General features: G+C 55.8%; 22 protein-coding genes. 9 read left to right on the plus strand and 13 right to left on the minus strand.

All coding sequences use genetic code 11. The annotated features are described in order from the left end of the window. Window positions 1-135: 135 nt before the first annotated feature. The 4 genes from recX to mltB form a co-directional block, all read right to left on the minus strand. Window positions 136-636, minus strand: coding sequence for a recombination regulator RecX (gene recX / locus F4V61_RS15895; RefSeq protein WP_001294855.1), 501 nt, complete (start codon window positions 634-636; stop codon window positions 136-138). Window positions 637-752: 116 nt separating this feature from the next. After that, window positions 753-1814: a recombinase RecA gene (gene recA, locus F4V61_RS15900; protein WP_000963149.1), complete on the minus strand. Its 1062-nt coding sequence runs from the start codon at window positions 1812-1814 to the stop codon at window positions 753-755. An 84-nt stretch (window positions 1815-1898) separates the two neighbouring features. Then, window positions 1899-2396 carry a nicotinamide-nucleotide amidase gene (gene pncC / locus F4V61_RS15905; RefSeq protein WP_024131773.1) on the minus strand — a complete coding sequence of 166 codons (498 nt, stop codon included), beginning with the start codon at window positions 2394-2396 and terminating at the stop codon, window positions 1899-1901. A gap of 185 nt (window positions 2397-2581) precedes the next feature. Continuing rightward, window positions 2582-3664 (minus strand): lytic murein transglycosylase B, encoded by a 1083-nt coding sequence (mltB, locus tag F4V61_RS15910; RefSeq protein ID WP_000476810.1) that lies wholly within the window; start codon window positions 3662-3664, stop codon window positions 2582-2584. Between the two features lie 252 nt (window positions 3665-3916). Between mltB and srlA the strand changes: the two genes are divergently transcribed. The 7 genes from srlA (at window position 3917) to gutQ (ending at window position 8853) form a co-directional block, all read left to right on the plus strand. Further along, window positions 3917-4480: a PTS glucitol/sorbitol transporter subunit IIC gene (srlA, locus tag F4V61_RS15915; protein ID WP_000573331.1), complete on the plus strand. Its 564-nt coding sequence runs from the start codon at window positions 3917-3919 to the stop codon at window positions 4478-4480. Then, on the plus strand, window positions 4477-5448 hold the full coding sequence (gene srlE / locus F4V61_RS15920; protein ID WP_000199048.1) for a PTS glucitol/sorbitol transporter subunit IIB: 972 nt from the start codon (window positions 4477-4479) through the stop codon (window positions 5446-5448). The genes srlA and srlE overlap by 4 nt, the downstream gene beginning before the upstream one ends. Before the next feature lie 11 nt (window positions 5449-5459). Further along, window positions 5460-5822, plus strand: a complete 363-nt coding sequence (srlB, locus tag F4V61_RS15925) for a PTS glucitol/sorbitol transporter subunit IIA (RefSeq protein ID WP_079828584.1) — start codon at window positions 5460-5462, stop codon at window positions 5820-5822. 10 nt (window positions 5823-5832) lie between these two features. Next, window positions 5833-6612 (plus strand): sorbitol-6-phosphate dehydrogenase, encoded by a 780-nt coding sequence (gene srlD / locus F4V61_RS15930; RefSeq protein ID WP_001077375.1) that lies wholly within the window; start codon window positions 5833-5835, stop codon window positions 6610-6612. 76 nt (window positions 6613-6688) lie between these two features. Then, window positions 6689-7048, plus strand: coding sequence for a transcriptional regulator GutM (gene gutM / locus F4V61_RS15935; protein ID WP_000255198.1), 360 nt, complete (start codon window positions 6689-6691; stop codon window positions 7046-7048). A 73-nt stretch (window positions 7049-7121) separates the two neighbouring features. Continuing rightward, a complete protein-coding gene (gene srlR, locus F4V61_RS15940; RefSeq protein WP_000804538.1) occupies window positions 7122-7895 on the plus strand; it encodes a glucitol operon DNA-binding transcriptional repressor SrlR in 774 nt (257 codons plus the stop codon). Next, on the plus strand, window positions 7888-8853 hold the full coding sequence (gutQ, locus tag F4V61_RS15945; RefSeq protein WP_038394712.1) for an arabinose-5-phosphate isomerase GutQ: 966 nt from the start codon (window positions 7888-7890) through the stop codon (window positions 8851-8853). The genes srlR and gutQ overlap by 8 nt, the downstream gene beginning before the upstream one ends. Here the strand turns inward: gutQ and norR are convergent. Next, a complete protein-coding gene (gene norR, locus F4V61_RS15950; protein WP_058819070.1) occupies window positions 8850-10370 on the minus strand; it encodes a nitric oxide reductase transcriptional regulator NorR in 1521 nt (506 codons plus the stop codon). The two genes, gutQ and norR, sit on opposite strands and share 4 nt — an antisense overlap. A gap of 185 nt (window positions 10371-10555) precedes the next feature. On the opposite strand from norR, the gene norV reads away from it, so the two are divergent. Further along, window positions 10556-11995, plus strand: coding sequence for an anaerobic nitric oxide reductase flavorubredoxin (norV, locus tag F4V61_RS15955; RefSeq protein WP_079828586.1), 1440 nt, complete (start codon window positions 10556-10558; stop codon window positions 11993-11995). Further along, window positions 11992-13125, plus strand: a complete 1134-nt coding sequence (norW, locus tag F4V61_RS15960) for an NADH:flavorubredoxin reductase NorW (RefSeq protein WP_038394707.1) — start codon at window positions 11992-11994, stop codon at window positions 13123-13125. The genes norV and norW overlap by 4 nt, the downstream gene beginning before the upstream one ends. Before the next feature lie 97 nt (window positions 13126-13222). Here the strand turns inward: norW and hypF are convergent, their stop codons facing one another. From hypF to F4V61_RS16000, 8 genes are all read right to left on the minus strand, one after another. After that, window positions 13223-15463 (minus strand): carbamoyltransferase HypF, encoded by a 2241-nt coding sequence (hypF, locus tag F4V61_RS15965; protein ID WP_058115561.1) that lies wholly within the window; start codon window positions 15461-15463, stop codon window positions 13223-13225. 134 nt (window positions 15464-15597) lie between these two features. Continuing rightward, window positions 15598-16143 (minus strand): electron transport protein HydN, encoded by a 546-nt coding sequence (hydN, locus tag F4V61_RS15970; RefSeq protein WP_001078791.1) that lies wholly within the window; start codon window positions 16141-16143, stop codon window positions 15598-15600. A 191-nt stretch (window positions 16144-16334) separates the two neighbouring features. Beyond that, window positions 16335-16805, minus strand: a complete 471-nt coding sequence (gene hycI, locus F4V61_RS15975) for a hydrogenase maturation peptidase HycI (protein ID WP_000132976.1) — start codon at window positions 16803-16805, stop codon at window positions 16335-16337. Continuing rightward, window positions 16798-17208, minus strand: coding sequence for a formate hydrogenlyase maturation HycH family protein (locus F4V61_RS15980; RefSeq protein ID WP_000003730.1), 411 nt, complete (start codon window positions 17206-17208; stop codon window positions 16798-16800). Before F4V61_RS15980 ends, hycI begins: the two co-directional genes overlap by 8 nt. Next, window positions 17205-17972, minus strand: coding sequence for a formate hydrogenlyase subunit HycG (gene hycG / locus F4V61_RS15985; protein WP_000067419.1), 768 nt, complete (start codon window positions 17970-17972; stop codon window positions 17205-17207). Before hycG ends, F4V61_RS15980 begins: the two co-directional genes overlap by 4 nt. Beyond that, a complete protein-coding gene (gene hycF, locus F4V61_RS15990) occupies window positions 17972-18514 on the minus strand; it encodes a formate hydrogenlyase subunit HycF (protein ID WP_000493769.1) in 543 nt (180 codons plus the stop codon). Before hycF ends, hycG begins: the two co-directional genes overlap by 1 nt. A 9-nt stretch (window positions 18515-18523) precedes the next feature. Continuing rightward, complete coding sequence (hycE, locus tag F4V61_RS15995; protein ID WP_001288162.1) at window positions 18524-20233, minus strand: formate hydrogenlyase subunit HycE; 1710 nt, start codon at window positions 20231-20233, stop codon at window positions 18524-18526. 17 nt (window positions 20234-20250) lie between these two features. Next, complete coding sequence (locus F4V61_RS16000) at window positions 20251-21174, minus strand: respiratory chain complex I subunit 1 family protein (RefSeq protein WP_079828588.1); 924 nt, start codon at window positions 21172-21174, stop codon at window positions 20251-20253. Window positions 21175-21176 lie beyond the last annotated feature (2 nt).

Genomic DNA, 21176 nt, shown 5'->3' on the forward strand with positions numbered 1-21176 from the left:
TGCGGCTTGAATGATTTTGTGTATTTAAGGAATAGTCGTCGCAGACGCTGCTCGCCGTTAAGCAACTCGCGTCCAGACGGAAAAAGTGGGAATAAGATAAGTTTTCTTTACCGGGAAGTAAAATCCCGTATGCGCTCAATCTGCAAAATTTCGCCATATCTCCTGAATATCGTCCATCAGATACCCGCGATAGAGTAAAAAGCGCTGTACCTTAACCTTTTCTGAAAATGTTGAAGGGAGCGGCTCGCCATATTTGCGAACAGCCTGTTCACGCGCCATTTCACTCCAGTCAATGTCACATTCGCGCATCGCTTTTTCAGTCGATTCGCGGGCGATGCCTTTCTGATTCAGCTCCTGGCGAATACGCGCCGGGCCGTATCCTTTGCGGCTACGACTGGCGATAAAGCGTATGACAAAACGGTTGTCGTCAAGATAGTGATGTTCGTGGCACCAGGAGATCACACGCTCGTAATCATCTGGCGTCGCATCGATCTCTTCCGGCCCATTTTTTCCCATCACCGGCGCGGAGAGTTTACGCCGCAGCTCCTGCTCGCTGTGATCGCGGACGGCAAGGATGCGTACCGCACGGTCAAGAAGACGAGCATAAGCGGGACGGCGCGGTGTTGGTTCGCTCATAAAAAACCTTAACAAGGGTAAATGCCAAAAGGGCCGCATAAATGCAGCCCTTGATAGTAATTTAACATTTTGTCCGATGGCAGCTTCGCGTTATCCTGCCAACCATCACCTGACGATTAAAAATCTTCGTTGGTCTCTGCTACGCCTTCGCTATCGTCAACGGCGAAATCGGGCGAAGAATTCTGATTGCTTAACAGTAATTCACGCACTTTTTTCTCGATCTCTTTCGCTGTCGCCGGGTTCTCTTTCAGCCACGTGGTCGCGTTCGCTTTACCCTGACCAATCTTCTCGCCGTTGTAGCTGTACCATGCGCCCGCTTTCTCGATCAGCTTCTCTTTCACGCCCAGGTCAACCAGTTCGCCATAGAAGTTGATACCTTCGCCATAGAGGATCTGGAACTCGGCCTGCTTAAACGGCGCGGCGATTTTGTTTTTCACTACTTTCACGCGCGTTTCGCTACCCACGACGTTATCTCCCTCTTTCACCGCGCCGATACGACGGATATCAAGACGAACAGAGGCGTAGAATTTCAGCGCGTTACCGCCGGTGGTGGTTTCCGGGTTGCCGAACATCACGCCAATCTTCATACGGATCTGGTTGATGAAAATCAACAGCGTGTTGGACTGTTTCAGGTTCCCCGCCAGCTTACGCATCGCCTGGCTCATCATACGCGCCGCGAGGCCCATGTGAGAGTCGCCGATTTCGCCTTCAATTTCCGCTTTCGGCGTTAGCGCCGCTACGGAGTCGACCACAATGACGTCCACCGCGCCTGAACGCGCCAGCGCGTCACAGATTTCCAGCGCCTGCTCGCCGGTGTCCGGCTGAGAACAGAGCAGGTTATCGATATCGACTCCCAGCTTGCGGGCGTAAACGGGGTCAAGCGCGTGTTCCGCATCGATAAACGCACAGGTTTTACCTTCACGCTGCGCTGCGGCAATGACTTGCAGCGTCAGGGTCGTTTTACCGGAAGATTCCGGCCCGTAAATTTCGACGATACGGCCCATCGGCAGACCGCCCGCACCGAGTGCGATATCCAGTGAAAGCGAACCGGTGGAGATAGTTTCCACATCCATAGAGCGGTCTTCACCCAGACGCATGATGGAGCCTTTACCAAATTGCTTTTCAATTTGGCCCAGTGCTGCCGCCAACGCTTTCTGTTTGTTTTCGTCGATAGCCATTATTACTCCTGTCATGCAACTTGGTATTGAACCGGATAGTGATTTCGTACTCTTGAAGCAATTATACTGTATGCTCATACAGTATCAAGTGTTTTGTAGAAATTGTTGCCACAGGTTTTGTAACGCGTAGGTCGTCGCCTGTCGACGCACCGATTCACGGTTGCCGCTGAAGCATTCCCGACGCGTAATCCCTTCTCCGCTGACGCTGGCGAAAGCAAACCACACCGTGCCAACCGGCTTCTCTTCACTGCCGCCATCCGGCCCGGCAATCCCGCTAATAGCGATAGCAAAATCGGCGCGAGCGGCCTTCAGCGCCCCAATCGCCATTTCTACCACCACGGGTTCGCTGACCGCGCCATGCTGCGCCAGTGTCTCTTCACGCACGCCAATCATCTGCGCTTTAGCTTCATTACTATAGGTGACAAAGCCGCGCTCAAACCAGGCGGAACTTCCGGCGACATCGGTAATGGCTTTCGCCAGCCAGCCGCCGGTACAGGACTCCGCTGTCGTTACGATCGCCCCGCGCGTTTTTAACGCCAGCCCGACCTGTTCGCTAAGGCGCATCAGTTCACTGTCAGTCATCATGACCTCTGTCAGTTAGAAATCCTGCCGGACAAGATAGCACTTTCCAGCCAGAGATGGGGACGAGCTATCGATTTTACGAGTAGGCTTCCGAAAAATTCGTTGGTCAGCGGAAAACATTGCCGGATGGCGATACTTAGATAGCTTATCCGGCAGTGAAGAAAGCTGGATAAGCTAAAAACAAATTAGCGCACCCGTGCCAGCGCTACCGCCTGTCCCAGTTGCCACACCGCCATCGCATAATGCGTGCTGTGGTTATAGCGGGTAATGGCGTAGAAATTCGGCAGGCCGTACCAGTACTGGTAGTCAGTACCGACATCCAGACGAAGCAGGCTGGCTTCCTGATGATTGCCCAACGATTGCTGCGGCGTTAAGCCTGCGGCGGCAAGCTGAGAGACGCTGTATTTTGTTTTGAAACCATTTGCCAGTCCCGGCGCCTGGCCATTAGCGGGTATTGCGACCACATCGCCTTTCACCCAACCATGCGCCTTGAAATAGTTCGCCACGCTACCAATAGCATCCACCGGGTCCCATAGGTTGATGTGATTGTCGCCATTAAAATCAACCGCGTATTCTTTATAAGAGGACGGCATAAACTGACCATAGCCCATCGCGCCCGCAAAGGAACCTTTCAGATTGAGCGGATCATCTTGTTCATTGCGCGCCATTAGCAGGAAGGTTTCCAGCTCGCCGGAGAAGTATTCCGCCCGACGCGGATAGTTAAATGACAGCGTCGCCAGCGCGTCCAGAATCCGCGTTTTCCCCATGATGCGTCCCCAACGGGTTTCCACGCCGATAATGCCCACGATAATCTCCGGCGGTACGCCGTATACCTGCCAGGCGCGGTTCAGCGCGTCTTCATACTGATTCCAGAACGCGACGCCGTTTTGCACGTTATCCGGCGTAATAAATTGTTTGCGGTAGCGCAGCCAGGCGCCATTTGGCCCGGCGGGCGGCTGAGTGGTTGGCGCTTGTCTGTCCATCAGACGCAGAACGTAATCCAGTTTTTTAGACTGGGAGAGGATCTCTTGCAGTTGCTGACGGTCGAAACCGTGTTTACTGACCATTTTATCAATGAACTGCTGCGCATTAGGGTTGTTGGCGAAGTCGCCGCCCATTCGCATGACGTTATGCTGCGGCTCAAGCAGGAAGCCGCCGGAAGGCGTTCCCGGCGCCGTTTGAGTCCTGGAGGATTTTGGTGTGCCGCTACAGGCGGCAAGCAATACGCAACAAAGAGGAAGTAACGCTACATAACGACGCTTGAACATGAGACATCCATTAAACAAATTCAGCCAGGAAGAAGTATGGTAAAGCATCCCCCGCCGCACAAGGAAGCGGCGTAAGAGAATAAATCACCTTTCACCTCTTTTCTGTTTATATCTGCTCTCCTTACCCCATTACTTTCAAATTAAAATATTTATCTTTCACTTTGCGATCAAAATAACACTTTTAAATCTTTCGATATGATTAAAATGAATAGGAAGTTAGTAAGAAAACTAAAAACCCTACAGGAGAGAACAATGATCGAAACCATTACACATGGTGCAGAGTGGTTCATCGGGTTATTTCAGAAAGGCGGAGAGGTGTTTACCGGTATGGTGACAGGCATTCTTCCGCTACTGATAAGCCTGCTGGTTATCATGAATGCGCTAATCAATTTTATCGGCCAGCAGCGTATTGAGCGTTTTGCCCAACGCTGCGCCGGAAATCCGCTATCCCGCTACCTGCTTTTACCGTGCATTGGGACGTTTGTTTTTTGTAATCCGATGACCCTGAGTCTGGGACGCTTTATGCCGGAGAAGTACAAGCCGAGCTATTACGCGGCGGCCTCTTATAGCTGTCACTCCATGAATGGTCTGTTTCCGCATATCAATCCCGGCGAACTGTTTGTCTATCTGGGGATCGCCAGCGGGCTGACCACGTTAGGGCTTCCTCTCGGCCCACTCGCGGTGAGCTATCTGCTGGTAGGTCTGGTGACGAATTTCTTTCGCGGTTGGGTCACCGATCTCACCACCGCCATTTTTGAGAAAAAAATGGGGATTCAACTTGATCAGAAAGTTCATCTGACAGGAGCGGCATCATGACACGGGTTCGTATTGAGAAAGGCGCCGGCGGCTGGGGCGGCCCGCTTGAACTGAACGTTACGTCAGGTAAAAAAATCGTCTATATCACAGCCGGTACGCGTCCGGCGATTGTTGACAAACTGGCGCAACTGACGGGCTGGCAAGCGGTGGACGGTTTTAAAGAAGGCGAACCGCCGGAAGCAGAGATCGGCGCGGCCATTATCGACTGCGGCGGTACGCTGCGCTGCGGTATCTACCCGAAACGCCGGATTCCAACTATCAATATTCATTCGACGGGTAAGTCCGGCCCGCTGGCACAGTACATTGTTGAGGATATTTACGTCTCCGGCGTTAAAGAAGAAAACCTCACTCTTGTCGGCGAAACGTCTGCCAGCCCGCAGCCTGCCGCCGCGACAGCAGGGCGTGACTACGACACCAGCAAAAAAATCACCGAGCAGAGCGACGGGCTGCTGGCAAAAGTCGGCATGGGAATGGGCTCCGCCGTGGCGGTACTGTTCCAGTCCGGTCGCGACACCATTGATACGGTCCTGAAAACAATCCTGCCGTTTATGGCGTTCGTTTCGGCGCTGATCGGCATCATTATGGCCTCAGGTCTTGGCGACTGGATCGCCCACGGCCTGGCGCCATTAGCCAGCCATCCACTGGGGCTGGTGACGTTGGCATTGATCTGCTCTTTCCCGCTGCTGTCGCCCTTTCTCGGCCCTGGCGCGGTTATCGCTCAGGTCATTGGCGTCCTGATCGGCGTTCAGATAGGTCTGGGCAATATTCCCCCGCATCTGGCGCTTCCCGCCCTGTTCGCGATTAACGCGCAGGCGGCCTGCGACTTTATCCCGGTCGGCCTGTCGCTGGCGGAAGCGAAACAAGACACCGTTCGCGTCGGCGTACCTTCTGTGCTGGTCGGACGCTTCCTGACTGGCGCGCCGACTGTACTTATCGCCTGGTTTGTTTCCGGCTTTATCTATCAATAAGAGGTTCAGACATGAGCGTGATTTATCAAACCACCATCACCCGTATCGGCCAGAGCGCGATGGAGGCGCTCGGCGAACAGATGCTGATTACGTTTCGGGAAGGCGCGCCGGCGGATATCGAAGAATTTTGCTTCATCCATTGTCATGGCGAACTGACCGGCGAGCTGCAGCCTGGCGCGCGGTTTGAGCTAGGCCAGCATTGCTATCCAGTCACGGCAGTCGGCAGCGTGGCCGGGCAAAACCTGCGTGAACTGGGGCATATCACTTTGCGCTTCGATGGTCTGCGCGAAGCGGAATTTCCCGGCACCGTGCACGTAGCGGGGCCAGTACCGGACGATATCGCGCCGGGCTGTATTTTAAAGTTTATCGCTTAAGGAGAAAAACATGAATCAAGTTGCCGTTGTCATTGGCGGAGGCCAGACCCTGGGGGCGTTCCTTTGCCGTGGGCTTGCAGAAGAAGGATACCGCGTGGCGGTCGTGGATATTCAAAGCGATAAAGCCGCGAATGTCGCTCGGGAGATTAACGCCGATTTTGGCGAAGGCATGGCGTATGGTTTTGGCGCCGACGCCACCAGCGAGCAGAGCGTGCTGGCGCTTTCCCGCGGCGTAGACGAGATTTTCGGGCGCGTCGATCTGCTGGTTTACAGCGCGGGTATCGCCAAAGCGGCGTTTATCAGCGATTTCCAGTTGGGCGATTTTGACCGCTCGCTACAGGTGAATCTGGTGGGTTATTTCCTCTGCGCCCGTGAGTTTTCCCGCCTGATGATCCGCGACGGCATTCAGGGGCGCATTATTCAGATTAACTCTAAATCCGGCAAAGTGGGCAGTAAACACAACTCCGGCTACAGCGCGGCGAAATTCGGCGGCGTGGGGTTAACCCAGTCTCTGGCGCTGGACCTGGCGGAGTATGGCATTACCGTACATTCGCTGATGCTCGGCAACTTGTTGAAATCGCCGATGTTCCAGTCATTGCTGCCGCAATACGCTACGAAACTGGGCATTAAACCCGACGAGGTGGAACAGTATTACATTGATAAGGTACCGCTCAAACGCGGGTGTGATTATCAGGATGTGCTGAACATGCTGCTGTTTTATGCCAGCCCGAAAGCGTCTTATTGCACCGGGCAGTCGATCAACGTAACCGGCGGTCAAGTGATGTTCTGACCGTAAATTGCCGGATGGCGACGTAACCGTCTTATCCAGCCTACGGCGCCATCAGGCAAAACAACAGGAGCACATAATGGTTTCCACTCTGATTACCGTCGCCGTTATCGCCTGGTGCGCGCAACTGGCGCTGGGCGGCTGGCAGATCTCCCGCTTTAATCGGGCATTCGATAAACTTAGCCAGCAGGGGCGGGTCGGCGTCGGGCGCTCCGGCGGGCGTTTTAAGCCCCGGGTGGTGGTTGCCGTGGCGCTGGATGAACAGCAGCGGGTGACGGACACTTTATTGATGAAAGGCCTTACGGTATTCGCCAGACCGGTTAAAATTGCCGCAATGCAAGGAAAACATTTGCATGAATTACAGCCTGATGTGATCTTTCCCCATGATTCGCTCGCGCAGAATGCACTATCATTGGCGCTTAAACTGAAACATGGGTAATTTCGTTGTGAATGCGAATAGCTTGCGAAATTATCATTTCGCAATGCATACATAAGTCAGGGTAATCACGCCTATGAAACCTCGTCAGCGTCAGGCCGCGATTCTGGAGCACCTGCAAAAACAGGGAAAATGCTCGGTTGAAGAACTGGCCCAGTACTTTGACACTACAGGCACCACTATCCGCAAAGATCTGGTCATTCTGGAAAATGCCGGAACCGTCATCCGTACCTATGGCGGCGTGGTCTTGAATAAAGAAGAGTCCGATCCGCCTATCGACCACAAAACGCTTATCAATACCCACAAAAAAGCGCTGATAGCCGCAACCGCCGTGAAATATATCCATGACGGCGACTCTATTATTCTGGACGCCGGAAGTACCGTGTTACAGATGGTGCCGTTGCTTTCACGCTTTAGCAACATCACGGTGATGACAAACAGTTTACATATTGTCAACTCGCTATCGGAACTGGACAACGAACAAACCATTCTGATGCCCGGCGGCACCTTCCGTAAAAAATCGGCGTCGTTTCACGGTCAACTAGCGGAAAACGCCTTTGAGCAATTCAGCTTTGATAAACTTTTCATGGGAACTGACGGTATTGACCTGAACGCCGGTGTGACCACGTTTAATGAGGTTTACACCGTCAGTAAGGCAATGTGCAATGCCGCACGCGAGGTGATTCTGATGGCGGACTCCTCAAAATTTGGTCGTAAAAGCCCCAATGTGGTGTGCAGTCTGGAAAGCGTCGACAAACTGATCACGGACGCGGGTATCGATCCGGCATTTCGTCAGGCGCTGGAAGAGAAAGGAATTACCGTTATCATAACCGGAGAAAGCAATGAGTGACGCACTACTACACGCGGGCCGTCAGACCTTAATGCTGGAGCTACAGGAAGCCAGCCGTCTGCCGGAGCGCCTGGGCGATGATTTTGTCCGCGCCGCCAATATCATTATTCACTGTGAAGGCAAAGTGATCGTTTCCGGTATTGGCAAGTCAGGCCACATTGGTAAAAAAATCGCCGCGACGCTTGCCAGTACCGGTACTCCCGCTTTTTTTGTTCATCCGGCGGAAGCGCTGCATGGCGATCTGGGGATGATTGAAAGCCGCGACGTGATGTTATTTATCTCCTATTCCGGCGGCGCAAAAGAACTCGACCTCATCATCCCGCGTCTGGAAGATAAATCCGTCGCGCTGCTGGCGATGACCGGTAAACCTCACTCTCCGCTGGGGCGCGCGGCAAAAGCCGTTCTGGATATTTCCGTCGAGCGTGAAGCCTGCCCGATGCATCTGGCGCCGACGTCCAGTACCGTCACTACGTTGATGATGGGCGATGCGCTGGCGATGGCGGTCATGCAGGCGCGCGGTTTTAACGAAGAAGATTTCGCCCGTTCGCATCCGGCTGGCGCACTGGGCGCGCGTTTGCTCAATAATGTGCATCACCTGATGCGCCAGGGCGATGCAATACCGCAGGTGATGCTCGCCACCAGCGTGATGGATGCCATGCTGGAACTTAGCCGTACCGGACTGGGACTGGTGGCGGTTTGCGATGAGCAACATGTTGTGAAAGGCGTCTTTACCGACGGCGACCTGCGTCGCTGGCTGGTGAGCGGCGGCGCGCTCACCACGCCGGTCAGCGAAGCCATGACGCCCAACGGGATTACGCTCCAGGCGCAAAGCCGCGCCATTGACGCCAAAGAGCTCCTGATGAAACGCAAAATTACCGCCGCGCCGGTGGTCGATGAAAACGGCAAACTCACCGGCGCCATTAACCTGCAGGATTTCTACCAGGCGGGGATTATTTAATCCTTCAGTCCCAGACGTTTCGCCAGCCGGTGCAGGTTGGCGACGTCGGTTTCCAGCGCCCGCGCGCTGGCCGCCCAGTTATGATTATTTTGCGCCAGCGCCTGGCGAATCATCTCTCGCTGGAAGTTCTCCGTCGATTCGCGTAAATTGCGGCAATTCGGCAGCGCCAGAAAGCTTTCCGCAGGCGGCGCGGGTAAAACGTCCTCTGACAAAGCAAAATGCTGCGCCTCCAGTATCACCTCATCCCCTGCCCGGGTCGCTCTCGCCAGCACAACCGCACGGTGAATGGCATGTTCCAGCTCCCGGACATTGCCCGGCCAGCCATAGTTGAGCAAATGGCGGCGCGCGCCGGGACTCAGCACCACGCGGGACAGCCCCAGCCGCAGTCGGCACTGCTCGCAAAAATAGCCCGCCAGCAACACCACATCATCGCCGCGCTCGCGCAGCGGCGGCACAAAGAGCGGGAAAACGCTCAGGCGATGGAACAGATCGGCGCGAAAACGCCCCGCCAGCACCTCTTCACGCAGGTCACGGTTGGTCGCCGCCAACACCCGCACATCCACGCGCAGGCTACGATCATCGCCGACGCGCTGAATATCGCCATACTGCAACACGCGAAGTAGCTTGGCCTGTAGCGCCAGCGACAGTTCGCCAATCTCATCCAGAAACAGCGTACCGTTGTCGGCCATTTCGAACTTTCCGCTACGGTGGCTGATGGCGCCGGTAAATGCGCCTTTTACATGACCAAACAACTCGCTCTCCGCCACGCTTTCCGGCAGCGCGGCGCAGTTGAGATAGACCAGCGGATTGACCGCTCTGGGGGAGCCCTGGTGAATAGCTTTCGCCACCAGCTCTTTACCGGTCCCCGTTTCACCGCCGATCAGCACGTTAAGATCGGAGCTCGCCACAATCTCGATCTCTTTTTTCAACTGCGTCATCGCAGGCGACAGGCCGATCATGTGCGTCTCTTTTATCGGTTCGAACGCGGCGGACGACCCCGGCAGCATGTTCTGGCTTTCCAGTTGTTCAATCAACAGCGCATTACTCAATGCCCCAGCGGCCAGCGCGGCGATAAGCCGCAGCTCTTCATCGCTGAATACTTCGAATTGCGCCGGCGTCATGGCATCAAGGGTCAGCGCACCGATCAGGTTCTGCCCGGCAAACAGCGGCAGCCCAACACAGGCGTGGACTTTCAGACTTTCCTGTCCGGGAATTAACCCGTCATACGGATCGGGCAAATCGCTATCGGCGGGGAAACGCACTACGTCCCCCGCACGGGCGATAGCCTCCAGACGCGGATGCCCTTCCAGAGTAAAACGCCTGCCGAGAACGTCCTGCGCCAGGCCGTCAATCGCCAGTGGAATAAATTGTCCTGATTCATAACGCAACAGCGCCGAGGCGTCGCACGCCAGCACCTGACGCAGCGTAGTAATCAACCGTTGAAAACGATCCTGATGCCCGATGCCGCGTTGTAACTCAATGGCGATGCCCGCCAATACCTCCACGGAAAAACTCATAGCTACCTCATTGTCATTTTGACAATGCATAGTGTCATATTGACAGCACCATTTATAGTCTTTTTGACTACATCAAAAATACAAAATCATTATAATTTCATATAAATCAATAACATGGAAAATTGGCATACTACCTGCAATAAGCAAAGCAACTTTTTGCAAACGTTGAATGAATTGAGGTGGTTATGTCTATCCTAGTTAAAAATAATATTCATTGGGTTGGCCAGCGCGACTGGGAAGTACGTGATTTTCACGGAACCGAATACAAAACGCTGCGCGGCAGCAGCTATAACAGCTATCTCATTCGTGAAGAAAAGAATGTGCTGATCGATACCGTCGATCATAAGTTTAGCCGTGAGTTTGTGCAAAATCTGCGCAGTGAAATCGACCTCGCGGACATCGACTACATCATCATTAACCATGCCGAAGAAGACCATGCAGGCGCGCTGACCGAACTGATGGCGCAGATCCCGGACGCGCCTATCTACTGTACTGCCAACGCCATTGATTCTATCAACGGCCATCACCATCACCCGGAATGGAATTTTAAGGTGGTGAAAACCGGCGATACGCTGGATATCGGCAACGGCAAGCAGTTGATCTTCGTGGAAACGCCGATGCTGCACTGGCCGGATAGCATGATGACCTATATGACCGGCGACGCGGTATTATTCAGCAACGATGCCTTTGGTCAGCACTATTGCGACGAACGTCTGTTCAATGATGAAGTGGATCAGACCGAACTATTTGAACAGTGCCAGCGCTACTACGCCAACATCCTGACGCCGTTCAGCCGTCTGGTAACGCCAAAAATTACCGAAATCCTCGGCTTCAACCTGCCGGTGGATATGATTGCGACCTCACACGGCGTGGTATGGCGCGACAACCCAACGCAAATCGTGGAACTGTATCTGAAATGGGCGGCAGATTATCAGGAAGATCGTATCACTATTTTCTACGACACCATGTCGAACAATACTCGCATGATGGCGGATGCCATCGCACAGGGTATCAACGAAGTGGACCCGAACGTGGCGGTCAAAATCTTTAATGTCGCCCGCAGCGATAAAAATGAAATACTGACCAACGTCTTCCGTTCGAAAGGCGTGCTGGCCGGCACTTCTACCATGAACAACGTGATGATGCCGAAAATCGCCGGTCTGGTGGAAGAGATGACCGGCCTGCGCTTTCGCAACAAGCGCGCCAGCGCCTTCGGTTCGCATGGCTGGAGCGGCGGCGCGGTGGATCGACTGTCCACGCGCTTACAGGATGCCGGTTTTGAAATGTCCCTGAGTCTGAAAGCGAAATGGCGTCCGGATGTGGATGCGCTGGAGCTGTGCCGTCAGCACGGTCGCGACATCGCGCGTCAGTGGGCGCTTGCTCCGCTGCCGGAAACCACACAGAAAACCACGCCAGCCGAAGAAATCACAACCTGCGCCGCCGCAGACCTCGGCCCTAAAATGCAATGCAGCGTATGCCAGTGGATTTACGACCCTGCGCTGGGCGAGCCGTTGCAGGATGTCGCGCCGGGTACGCCGTGGAGCGACGTGCCGGATAACTTCCTGTGCCCGGAATGTTCATTAGGTAAAGACGTGTTCGACGTACTGGCGACGGAGGCAAAATGAGTCGAGGGATCATCATTATTGGGTCGGGCTTCGCCGCCCGCCAGCTCGTCAAAAATATCCGTAAACAAGATGCGCATGTGCCGTTAACCCTGATTGCGGCGGACAGCATGGATGAGTACAACAAGCCCGATCTCAGCCACGTTATCAGCCAGTCGCAGCGCGCCGATGATCTCACCCGCCAGTTAGCGGGGGAATTTGCTGAACAGTTTAATCTGCGACTGTTCCCGCATACCTGGGTTGCTGACATTGATGCCGATGCCCATGTGGTGAAAAGCCAGGATAAGCAGTGGCAGTACGACAAACTGGTACTGGCAACCGGGGCGGCGGCCTTTGTGCCGCCGGTTGCAGGACGTGAGTTAATGCTTACTCTGAATAGCCAGCAGGAGTACCGCGCCTGTGAAACACAACTGCGCGCAGCGCAGCGGGTACTGATTGTCGGCGGCGGTCTCATTGGCAGTGAATTAGCGATGGATTTCTGCCGCGCCGGGAAAACGGTAACGCTGATGGACAACGCCGCCAGTCTTCTCGCCTCGTTGATGCCGCCGGAAGTGAGCAGTCGCTTACAGCATCGTCTGACTGATATGGGGGTGCATCTGCAGCTGAAATCACAGCTACAAGAGCTGGAGAAAAGCGAGGCAGGTATCCGCGCGACGTTGGCAAGTCAGCGTCGCATCGAGGTAGATGCGGCGATTGCCGCCACCGGCTTACGCCCGGAAACTGCGCTGGCGCGCCGTGCCGGGTTAGTCATCAACCACGGCGTCTGCGTGGATAGCTATCTACAGACCAGTCACCCAGACATTTACGCGATAGGCGACTGCGCGGAAATCAACGGTCAGGTACTGCCTTTCCTGCAACCGATTCAGTTAAGCGCGATGTACCTGGCGAAAAATCTGCTCGGCGGCAAGGCGCCGCTAAAGCTACCGACGATGCTGGTCAAAGTCAAAACACCGGAACTGCCGCTGCATCTGGCGGGAGAAACCCAGCGCCGCGATTTGAGCTGGCATATTACCGCAGAATCTGACGGTATGATTGCCAAAGGCATGAGCGGAGAAGGACAACTGCGCGCCTTTGTGGCGAGTGAAGACCGCATGAAAGAGGCCTTTGCGCTCCTGAAAATGCTGCCCGTGTAAGTCTGTGATGCCGGATGGCGCCGCTTCGCGTCTTATCCGGCCTACGAGTGAGCCTCTATTGGTAGGCCGGATAAGGCGCAGCCGCGATCCGCCCCCCCTACGCTTCACTCAACCAGCGCGCCGCGGCAACCACGCCCTGTCCCAACGATAATCCGCCATCGCCCGCCGGGAACTGCTGCGGAAATAACAAGTTAAAATCAGAAAGATAAAAAGAAAGGCGTGCGCGCAATAAGCGGTTGTGTATCACCCCACCGCTGAAAACCAGCGTGGTTATCCCCCGCGCCGTAGCCTGTTGGCGCATCAGCGTGGCAAACCCACACGCCAGCGCATCATGAAAAGCCCAGGCGCGTTGCGCGGGCGTGGCCTGCCAGCTCAACCATTGCCGCCAGAAAACGGCTAAGTCCAGTTGAGCGCCGTTAAGCGGCATCGTCACCGGATGCTCAACGTGAATGCATTGAGAGGCCAGCGCCTCCAGCGCGCAGGCTGCCTCGCCTTCATAGCTAAGCAATGCTGGCGCGCAGCGAAGCGCGGCGGCCACCGCGTCAAACAACCGCCCGCAGGAAGACGCCAGCGGGGCATTGACGCCGCGCTCAATGGCGCGCGCCAGGACATTCCAGCTTTGCTGTTGTACTCCCGCTGTCTCCGGATAATTCTGCCAGTCCGGCACAAAGCGCAGACACTGCGCCAGCAGATTGCGCCACGGCTGTCTGGCAGCCAGATCGCCTCCTGGCAGCGCCACGGCGGGCAGCCCCCCCAGCCGTTCACATTGACGATAATTTACCCGCAGGCATTCGCCTCCCCAGAGAGCGCCATTCTCGCCCATCCCGATACCGTCTACCGTCAGGGCAATAACCTCTCCGCCGTCCAGCGGCCACCCATGCTCGGCCAGACAGGCCGCCGCATGGGCATGATGGTGTAACACAGCCCCGGTCGGCAGGCGCATCTCGCTGGCCCACCGACTGGAGACATAGCCCGGATGCGCATCGCAGACGATACGCTCTGGCGTAAAATCGTAGATTGACTGGATCAGGCGCAATGCCTCGCGCCACTGCGCCTGGATACCGTCATCGCTGAGATCGCCCAAATGCTGGCTGACAACCGCCTGCTCACCGCGTACCAGACAGAACGTATTTTTCAGATCGGCGCCCAGACAAAGTAGCGGCGGCACATTGCGGAACCCCGGCGGCAACGCAATCGCGTCCGGCACGTACCCCCGTGAACGACGCAGCATTTCACCGCTGTCGCGCACTACGGAGTCGTCCATGCGTTGCACGATATCGCGATTGTGCAACAAGAAACCATCGGCAATATCGTGTAAATCGTCCAGCGCCTGTTCGTTGGTGATAGCGGGCGGCCTGCCGCTCAGGTTGCCGGACGTCATCACCAGCGGGTAATTGAGTTCCTGCAACAAGAGATGTTGCAATGGGTTGGCTGGCAGCATAACGCCCACCTCTGTAAGCCCTGGCGCGATGCCCTCACACAGCGAAGGCACAGACTGCTTATCCACCAGCACAATCGGGGCCGCTGGCGTGGTCAGCAGCGAACGCGCCGCGGTCGGCAGCGTTTGCGCCGTGGGCAACATCACCGCCAGTGGTTTCGCCGGACGATGTTTACGCGCCCGCAGCATTGCCACCGCGCTATTGTTGCGCGCGTCGCAGACCAGATGAAAACCGCCAAGCCCTTTAACGGCAATAATGCCCCCGGCGTTCAATTGGGCGACCGCCGCCTGTAAGGCCGCCTCTTTTTCCGCTCGTTCACATTGGCTGCGCCACTCAAGGTGCGGCCCGCATGCCGGACAGGCAACGGGCTGGGCATGAAAACGACGATCATACGGATCGCGGTATTCCGTGTCGCATTCCGGGCACAGGGGAAATGCCGCCATCACCGTAAATGGCCGGTCATAGGGCATAGCGCGAATAATAGTGAAGCGTGGGCCGCAGTGAGTGCAATTGATGAAGGGATAACGGTAGCGTCGCTCGCCAGGGGTATTCATCTCGGCAAGACATGCCGGGCAGGTCGCCGCGTCCGGCACAATTTGCGTATTCATCGCGCCGCCTGCGCTCTGACGAATGGCGAAATCTGTCGGTGTGCGCTCCCATATCAACGACTCGTGTTCAACGCTGTCAATGCGCGCCAGCGGCGGACAGTGTTGATAGAGCGCGGCAATAAATTGCGACGGCTCTTCCAGCAGCCGAACTACGACGCCGTCGCCGTCATTACATACGTCGCCGTGTAATCGCAACTGCTGCGCCAGTTGCCAGACAAAGGGACGAAAACCAACGCCCTGTACTTTGCCCCGAATACGTAGCTGTACGCCCGAAGGTGTGTCTATCGCCATCTTATTTTCCCGCCATCATCAAACCCGGATGCCTGATGGCGCTGCGCTTATCAGGCCTACAACCGAACAAGCCGTAGGCCGGGTAAAGCCATCCGGCAATGCTTTGTGGCGTATTCTACGCGCAATTGCAGAAATCAGAAAAGCAACGACGCTGTTGAATCCAACGCCGCGCGACGGCGTTTTTCCGCGCTCAACTGTTCAAGTTTATTACGGTCGACGCAGATCAGAGCGTGCGTCGGGCAGGCGGCCATACAGGCCGGACCGGCTTCACGGTGGTGGCATAGATCGCACTTGTTGGCTTCGGCTTTTTCGGCACGCACGTTCAGCCCCGCGCCGCTATTGCGCACCACCGGGCGCACCACCACTTCCATTGCGCCGTAAGGACAGGCCACTACGCAGGTTTTACAGCCAATGCAGCGTTCCTGCATCACATGAACAAAGCCTTTATCACGGCTGATGGCGCCATTCGGGCAGACGTTGGCGCACGGCGCGTCTTCACACTGGCGACACAGCGTTGCCGTGGAGACGTTCACGCCTTTGATGACATGGATACGAGGTAAAAAGGTTTCAGGAGTCAGCGATGCGCAATCCTGATTTTCCTGATGGGATACGACGCAGGCGACTTCACAGGTACGGCAACCAATGCACTTACTCGCGTCTGCAATGATGAAACGGTTCATCAAATTCTCCAGCAATAACAGATGATGTGCCGATGTATACACGAATCATGCCAACATTTAAGGTATTGTTATATATAATTATTTTATTTACTCAGGAGAACAAAAGCGTGTCATCGACACAAGTGACGATGACGGATGACAACTGCTTTAGGGAGAGGGGAAATGCCGCCTATCTCATTCGGCATTAAAAATTATGCCTCCGGCGCTTCAAGCGCGGCAAATCCGCCGTGACCTAGCCACCCCTCCAGGCGCTGATAGACGGTGTCTACCGCGTCCTTAATCGGCTGGGTCATCGGATAATAAAATCCGACGATATCCGGCTGGATACCGAGAAAGATGACCTCGCCGACATCCTCTTTAAGCTGATCGACCAGATAGTTCAGCGGCATATTGTGAGTAGTCATCATAAACATTTCGGCGATATCATCCGGATCGATAATGCGGATCTCGCCCGGATTAAGTCCCATGTCGGTAGCGTCGACAATCAGCAGGCGGTCGGGGCGCAGTTCGCGAATCGCCACAATGTCGTTTTCCGGCGCGCTGCCGCCATCAATCACCACCCAATTACCCTTCGGCTGCGCGACGCATTTTTCCGCCAACAACGGTCCCGCGCCGTCGTCACCCATCATGCTATTGCCAACACACAATAAAACGTCAGTCACGAAGCCTCCTCACCATCAGGTAGATGGCGCTTTCCTGATGGATGTCATGCAGCATACTGAGCATCAGTTTACTCCATTCTTGCTGCTGCGGAGTCTGCGCGGCGCGCGCGTTATCAAACGCGCGCGCCAGCATCGACACATGGTTAAAATCAATGACGATTTCGCCATACTTCGGCACGCCTTCCATTTTACGCCGGGCATCGCTACCGGCTTCCAGGGTGGCGATCCACGCCAGATACTCATCCCATGGGCAGGTGAGCGCGGCCTCCAGACAATCGATGACCCCCAGGTGGTGGCCAATCGCCAGGCTGTAATAGACAACCTGCTGCGCCTCGGCGGGCGTCGCATCGTTCTCATCAATAAACTTACGGCTCAGTTGACTGAACACCACCTGTTCGCTCATCGGATACGCGCCTCTTCAACAACATGATTGAGATGGGTGACAATTTCGGTTAAACGCGGATCGTTTTCCGCTTCCAGCCAACGCGCCACTTGCTGCTCGCCCTGCCCCAACTGTGTCAGGTAATCATCGGCGATCTGACGACCATAACGATAACCCGCCAGCCGGCGCGCCGCGCGATCCACCTTCACGCGCAGCGGCTGCACCATATCCGGATGCAGGATCTCTGCGGGCTGATCGTCCAGCTCACCCGGCGCGCGGGCGTGGATTTTCTGCTCCAGCAGGCCAAGCGCCATCGCAAAGCCATACAGCGTCGCCGCAGGCGTTGGCGGGCAGCCTGGAATATACACATCCACCGGGACGATTTTGTCGGTACCGCCCCAGACGCAATACAGGTCATGGAAGATACCGCCGCTGTTGCCACAGGCGCCGTAAGAGATACAAATTTTCGGGTCCGGCGCCGACTGCCAGGCGCGCAGCGCCGGAGAGCGCATGGCGCGGGTCACCGCGCCGGTAAACAGCAGAATATCGGCATGACGCGGCGACGGCACCACTTTGATGCCGAAACGCTCGGCATCAAACAGCGGCGAAAGCGTCGCAAAGATTTCAATTTCACAGCCGTTACAGCCGCCGCAGTCCACGCGGTAAACGTATGCCGAACGCTTAATATTTTTCAGTAGAGACGCTTTCATGCTGGCAATGGATTCATCCACCGTCATCGGTACCGGAATACCGTTGGCGTCACGCGGGCCTAATAAATTGCTCATTAGCTGGCCTCTTTCATATGGCGAGTCAGTTCAATACGGTCGGACGGCACCAGGCATTTCTGACGCTTACAATCCGGGCAGGTCTCAAAGCTTTCACGGTGATGTTCCGCGCGGCTGTCACCATTGTGCTTGAGCAGCGCAATGGCGTAATCAATCTCTTTCTGCACGGCGAAAGGACGATTACACACACGGCAGTTGCACAGCGCAAAGCGGGACTGTTGCAGAAAATCCTCTTTCTTCCACACCGCCAGTTCGTACTCTTGCGACAGCTTAATCGCCGCCGTCGGGCACACTTCTTCACAGCGTCCACAGAAGATGCAGCGCCCAAGATTGAATTGCCAGGCCAGCTCATTGGTCGCAAGATCGGTTTCCACCGTCAGCGCGTTCGACGGGCAGGCATTCACGCAGGCGGCGCAGCCGATGCACTGCTGCGGGTTATGTTCCGGCTTGCCGCGGAAGTTTTTATCAACCGCAATCGGTTCCAGCGGATAAGACGAGGTCGCCGTGCCGGTTTTGATAACTTTTTTGATAAAGGTAAACATGGCGATTCCTTATTTCAGCGGCGAGTTTTTACGCTCAATGCTGTAGCGCTCAAGTTCTTTGTACGGCACGACTTTGCTCTTCTTCTTACGTACATCGACCACGGTCATCCGGTCGGTACAGGAGTAGCACGGGTCGAGGCTGCCGATAATCAGCGGCGCGTCAGAGACGGTATTGCCGCGCAGCATATAGCGCAGCGTCGGCCAGTTGGCGTAGGTCGCCGCACGGCAGCGCCAGCGGTACAGCTTCTGGTTGTCGCCGGTCATGCTCCAGTGGATATCATCGCCGCGCGGCGCTTCAGCGAAGCCGAGCGCAAAACGGTGCGGAATATAGGTGAAGCCTTCCACCATTAGCGGGCCGCCCGGCAGATTATCCAGACCGAAGTCGATCATATTCAGCGAGGTGTAGACTTCGTTGATACGGACTTTCAGACGAGAAATTACATCGCAACCCTGCTCGCTATGGACTTCCATCGGCAGCAGACCGTAGCCGACAAACGGGTGGTCGGCGCGGGTGTCGCGGGCGTGACCGCTGGCACGCACCATCGGGCCGACATTACTGAAGTCGCGAGCAATTTCCGGGTCCAGACGACCGATACCCACGGTACGCTGTTCCATATTCGGCGTGCTCAGCAGCATGTCCACCAGCTCCTGCACGTCGCGACGCATCTGCTGCGCCAGTTGACGGGTCTGGATCATATCCTCTTTCAGCAGATCGCGGCGAATCCCGCCGATCAGGTTCAGGCCGTAAGTTTTGCGCGCCCCGGTAAGGATTTCCGCCATCTTCATGGAGGTTTCGCGCACGCGGAAGAACTGCATAAAGCCGGAGTCAAAACCGGTAAAGTGGCAGGCCAGGCCGAGGTTCAGCAGATGCGAGTGCAAACGCTCCACTTCCAGCAGAATAGCGCGGATCATTTGCGCGCGTTCCGGCACCTGAATGCCCATCGCGTTTTCCACGGAGGTGGTGTAAGCGGTGCTGTGTGCGAAGCCGCAGATACCACACACGCGATCCGACAGGAAGGTGACTTCGTTATAACCCATGCGGGTTTCCGCCAGTTTTTCCATGCCGCGGTGGACGTAGAACAGGCGGTAGTCGGCGTCGATAATGTTTTCGCCATCGACGAACAGGCGGAAGTGGCCCGGTTCATCGGAGGTGACATGCAGCGGGCCGATTGGCACCACATTATTTTTCTTATCCCCCAGCTCGTTGATAAACTCGTAGGTTTCCGCATCGGTGGTGGGCGCTGGACGCTGACGATAATCCATGCTGTCTTTACGCAGCGGATAGAGTTCGTCCGGCCAGTCGTCCGGCAGCACCAGACGACGTTCATCCGGCAGGCCGACCGGTATTAAACCGTACATATCGCGCACTTCGCGCTCGCCCCAGACGGCAGCCGATACGCGCGGCGTGACGGAGGGATATTCCGGCTTATTCGGATCAACTTCCACGCGCACCGTTACCCAGCACCTGGTGCCCTGCTCCATCGACATCACGTAATAAACGGCATAATGGCCACACAACTGACGTTCGTCGTTACCGAACAGCACCGACAGCCATCCGCCCTGCTGGTAGTAGAGGAATTCGACCACTTCCGGCAGATAGTTCACCTTCACGGTAATAGTCAACTGATCTTTGGTCTGCCAGGCTTCGTCCAGCACCACGCCCGGAAACGCCTGGTGCAGCGCCGCAAGGTATTGTTGACCTAATTTTTCTTCAGACATGCTCAAACTCTCTTAAATCACGCCGCCAGCAAGGAGACGAAGGCTAAAAACGCAAACCCAAAACCGGACCAGGTCACGCGTGAAGTGGCGCAAAAACGCAGTCGCGCCATGCTGTTTTCAAACAGGGCGATCACCAGCACGCCGACAACCAGTTTGACGACCGCAATCACCAACGCCAGCAGCAACCCGCCTGCGGTGAAGGTTTCCATCTGCCCCCACGGCAGGAATACGCCGACGAACATTTGCAGCACCACCAGTTGCTTGAGGCTGATGCCCCATTTCAGCACCGCAAAACCGCTGCCGCTGTATTCGGTCAGCGGCCCTTCCTGCAACTCCTGCTCCGCTTCCGCCAGATCAAACGGCAGCTTGCCCATTTCGATAAAGGTGGCGAAAGCACAGGCGCACAGCGCCAGAATTAACGGGATGCTACGGGCGACAGGCCAGTGATAAATGGTATCGGTGATATTGCTAATATGGGTAGAGCCCGCCACCTGCGCGGCGACCCACAAGCCCAGCAGCAAAATCGGCTCCACCAGCACGCCGAGCATCGCTTCACGGCTCGCGCCGATCGCGGTGAACGGACTGCCTGTGTCCAGACCGGCGATGGAAAAGAAGAAGCGCGCAATCGCGAACAGATAAATCAGGGTGATCAGATCACCCAGTTGCGGCAACGGAGATCCAACGGTGACTACCGGCAGCGCTGTGGCTATAGTCAGCATCACGCCGACCATCACAAACGGCGTCAGGCGAAAGACCCAGCCAGAATCGGCAGGCGCAATACTCTGACGACCGAGCAGTTTGATAATGTCGCGGTACTCCTGCAACACGCCCGGCCCACGACGATTGTGCAGACGGGCGCGCGCCACGCGAGTAATACCGGATAGCAACGGCGCAACGGCAAATAGCACCAGCGCCTGAATTAACGGATAAAACACACTCATTT

Origin of the sequence: Salmonella enterica subsp. arizonae (genome assembly GCF_008692845.1) — a bacterium.
Classification (GTDB): Bacteria; Pseudomonadota; Gammaproteobacteria; order Enterobacterales; family Enterobacteriaceae; genus Salmonella; species Salmonella arizonae.

What these genes read in the sequence shown, in the direction of transcription:
- srlR (WP_000804538.1), top strand. Translation starts at nt 7,122, where the DNA reads ATGAAACCTCGTCAGCGTCAGGCCGCGATTCTGGAGCACCTGCAAAAA.
- recA (WP_000963149.1), bottom strand. Translation starts at nt 1,814, where the DNA reads ATGGCTATCGACGAAAACAAACAGAAAGCGTTGGCGGCAGCACTGGGC.
- hydN (WP_001078791.1), bottom strand. Translation starts at nt 16,143, where the DNA reads ATGAACCGTTTCATCATTGCAGACGCGAGTAAGTGCATTGGTTGCCGT.
- mltB (WP_000476810.1), bottom strand. Translation starts at nt 3,664, where the DNA reads ATGTTCAAGCGTCGTTATGTAGCGTTACTTCCTCTTTGTTGCGTATTG.
- gutM (WP_000255198.1), top strand. Translation starts at nt 6,689, where the DNA reads ATGGTTTCCACTCTGATTACCGTCGCCGTTATCGCCTGGTGCGCGCAA.
- hycE (WP_001288162.1), bottom strand. Translation starts at nt 20,233, where the DNA reads ATGTCTGAAGAAAAATTAGGTCAACAATACCTTGCGGCGCTGCACCAG.
- recX (WP_001294855.1), bottom strand. Translation starts at nt 636, where the DNA reads ATGAGCGAACCAACACCGCGCCGTCCCGCTTATGCTCGTCTTCTTGAC.
- F4V61_RS16000 (WP_079828588.1), bottom strand. Translation starts at nt 21,174, where the DNA reads ATGAGTGTGTTTTATCCGTTAATTCAGGCGCTGGTGCTATTTGCCGTT.
- F4V61_RS15980 (WP_000003730.1), bottom strand. Translation starts at nt 17,208, where the DNA reads ATGAGCGAACAGGTGGTGTTCAGTCAACTGAGCCGTAAGTTTATTGAT.
- srlB (WP_079828584.1), top strand. Translation starts at nt 5,460, where the DNA reads ATGAGCGTGATTTATCAAACCACCATCACCCGTATCGGCCAGAGCGCG.
- srlA (WP_000573331.1), top strand. Translation starts at nt 3,917, where the DNA reads ATGATCGAAACCATTACACATGGTGCAGAGTGGTTCATCGGGTTATTT.
- srlD (WP_001077375.1), top strand. Translation starts at nt 5,833, where the DNA reads ATGAATCAAGTTGCCGTTGTCATTGGCGGAGGCCAGACCCTGGGGGCG.
- norR (WP_058819070.1), bottom strand. Translation starts at nt 10,370, where the DNA reads ATGAGTTTTTCCGTGGAGGTATTGGCGGGCATCGCCATTGAGTTACAA.
- srlE (WP_000199048.1), top strand. Translation starts at nt 4,477, where the DNA reads ATGACACGGGTTCGTATTGAGAAAGGCGCCGGCGGCTGGGGCGGCCCG.
- hypF (WP_058115561.1), bottom strand. Translation starts at nt 15,463, where the DNA reads ATGGCGATAGACACACCTTCGGGCGTACAGCTACGTATTCGGGGCAAA.
- pncC (WP_024131773.1), bottom strand. Translation starts at nt 2,396, where the DNA reads ATGACTGACAGTGAACTGATGCGCCTTAGCGAACAGGTCGGGCTGGCG.
- hycG (WP_000067419.1), bottom strand. Translation starts at nt 17,972, where the DNA reads ATGAGCAATTTATTAGGCCCGCGTGACGCCAACGGTATTCCGGTACCG.
- norW (WP_038394707.1), top strand. Translation starts at nt 11,992, where the DNA reads ATGAGTCGAGGGATCATCATTATTGGGTCGGGCTTCGCCGCCCGCCAG.
- hycF (WP_000493769.1), bottom strand. Translation starts at nt 18,514, where the DNA reads ATGTTTACCTTTATCAAAAAAGTTATCAAAACCGGCACGGCGACCTCG.
- gutQ (WP_038394712.1), top strand. Translation starts at nt 7,888, where the DNA reads ATGAGTGACGCACTACTACACGCGGGCCGTCAGACCTTAATGCTGGAG.
- norV (WP_079828586.1), top strand. Translation starts at nt 10,556, where the DNA reads ATGTCTATCCTAGTTAAAAATAATATTCATTGGGTTGGCCAGCGCGAC.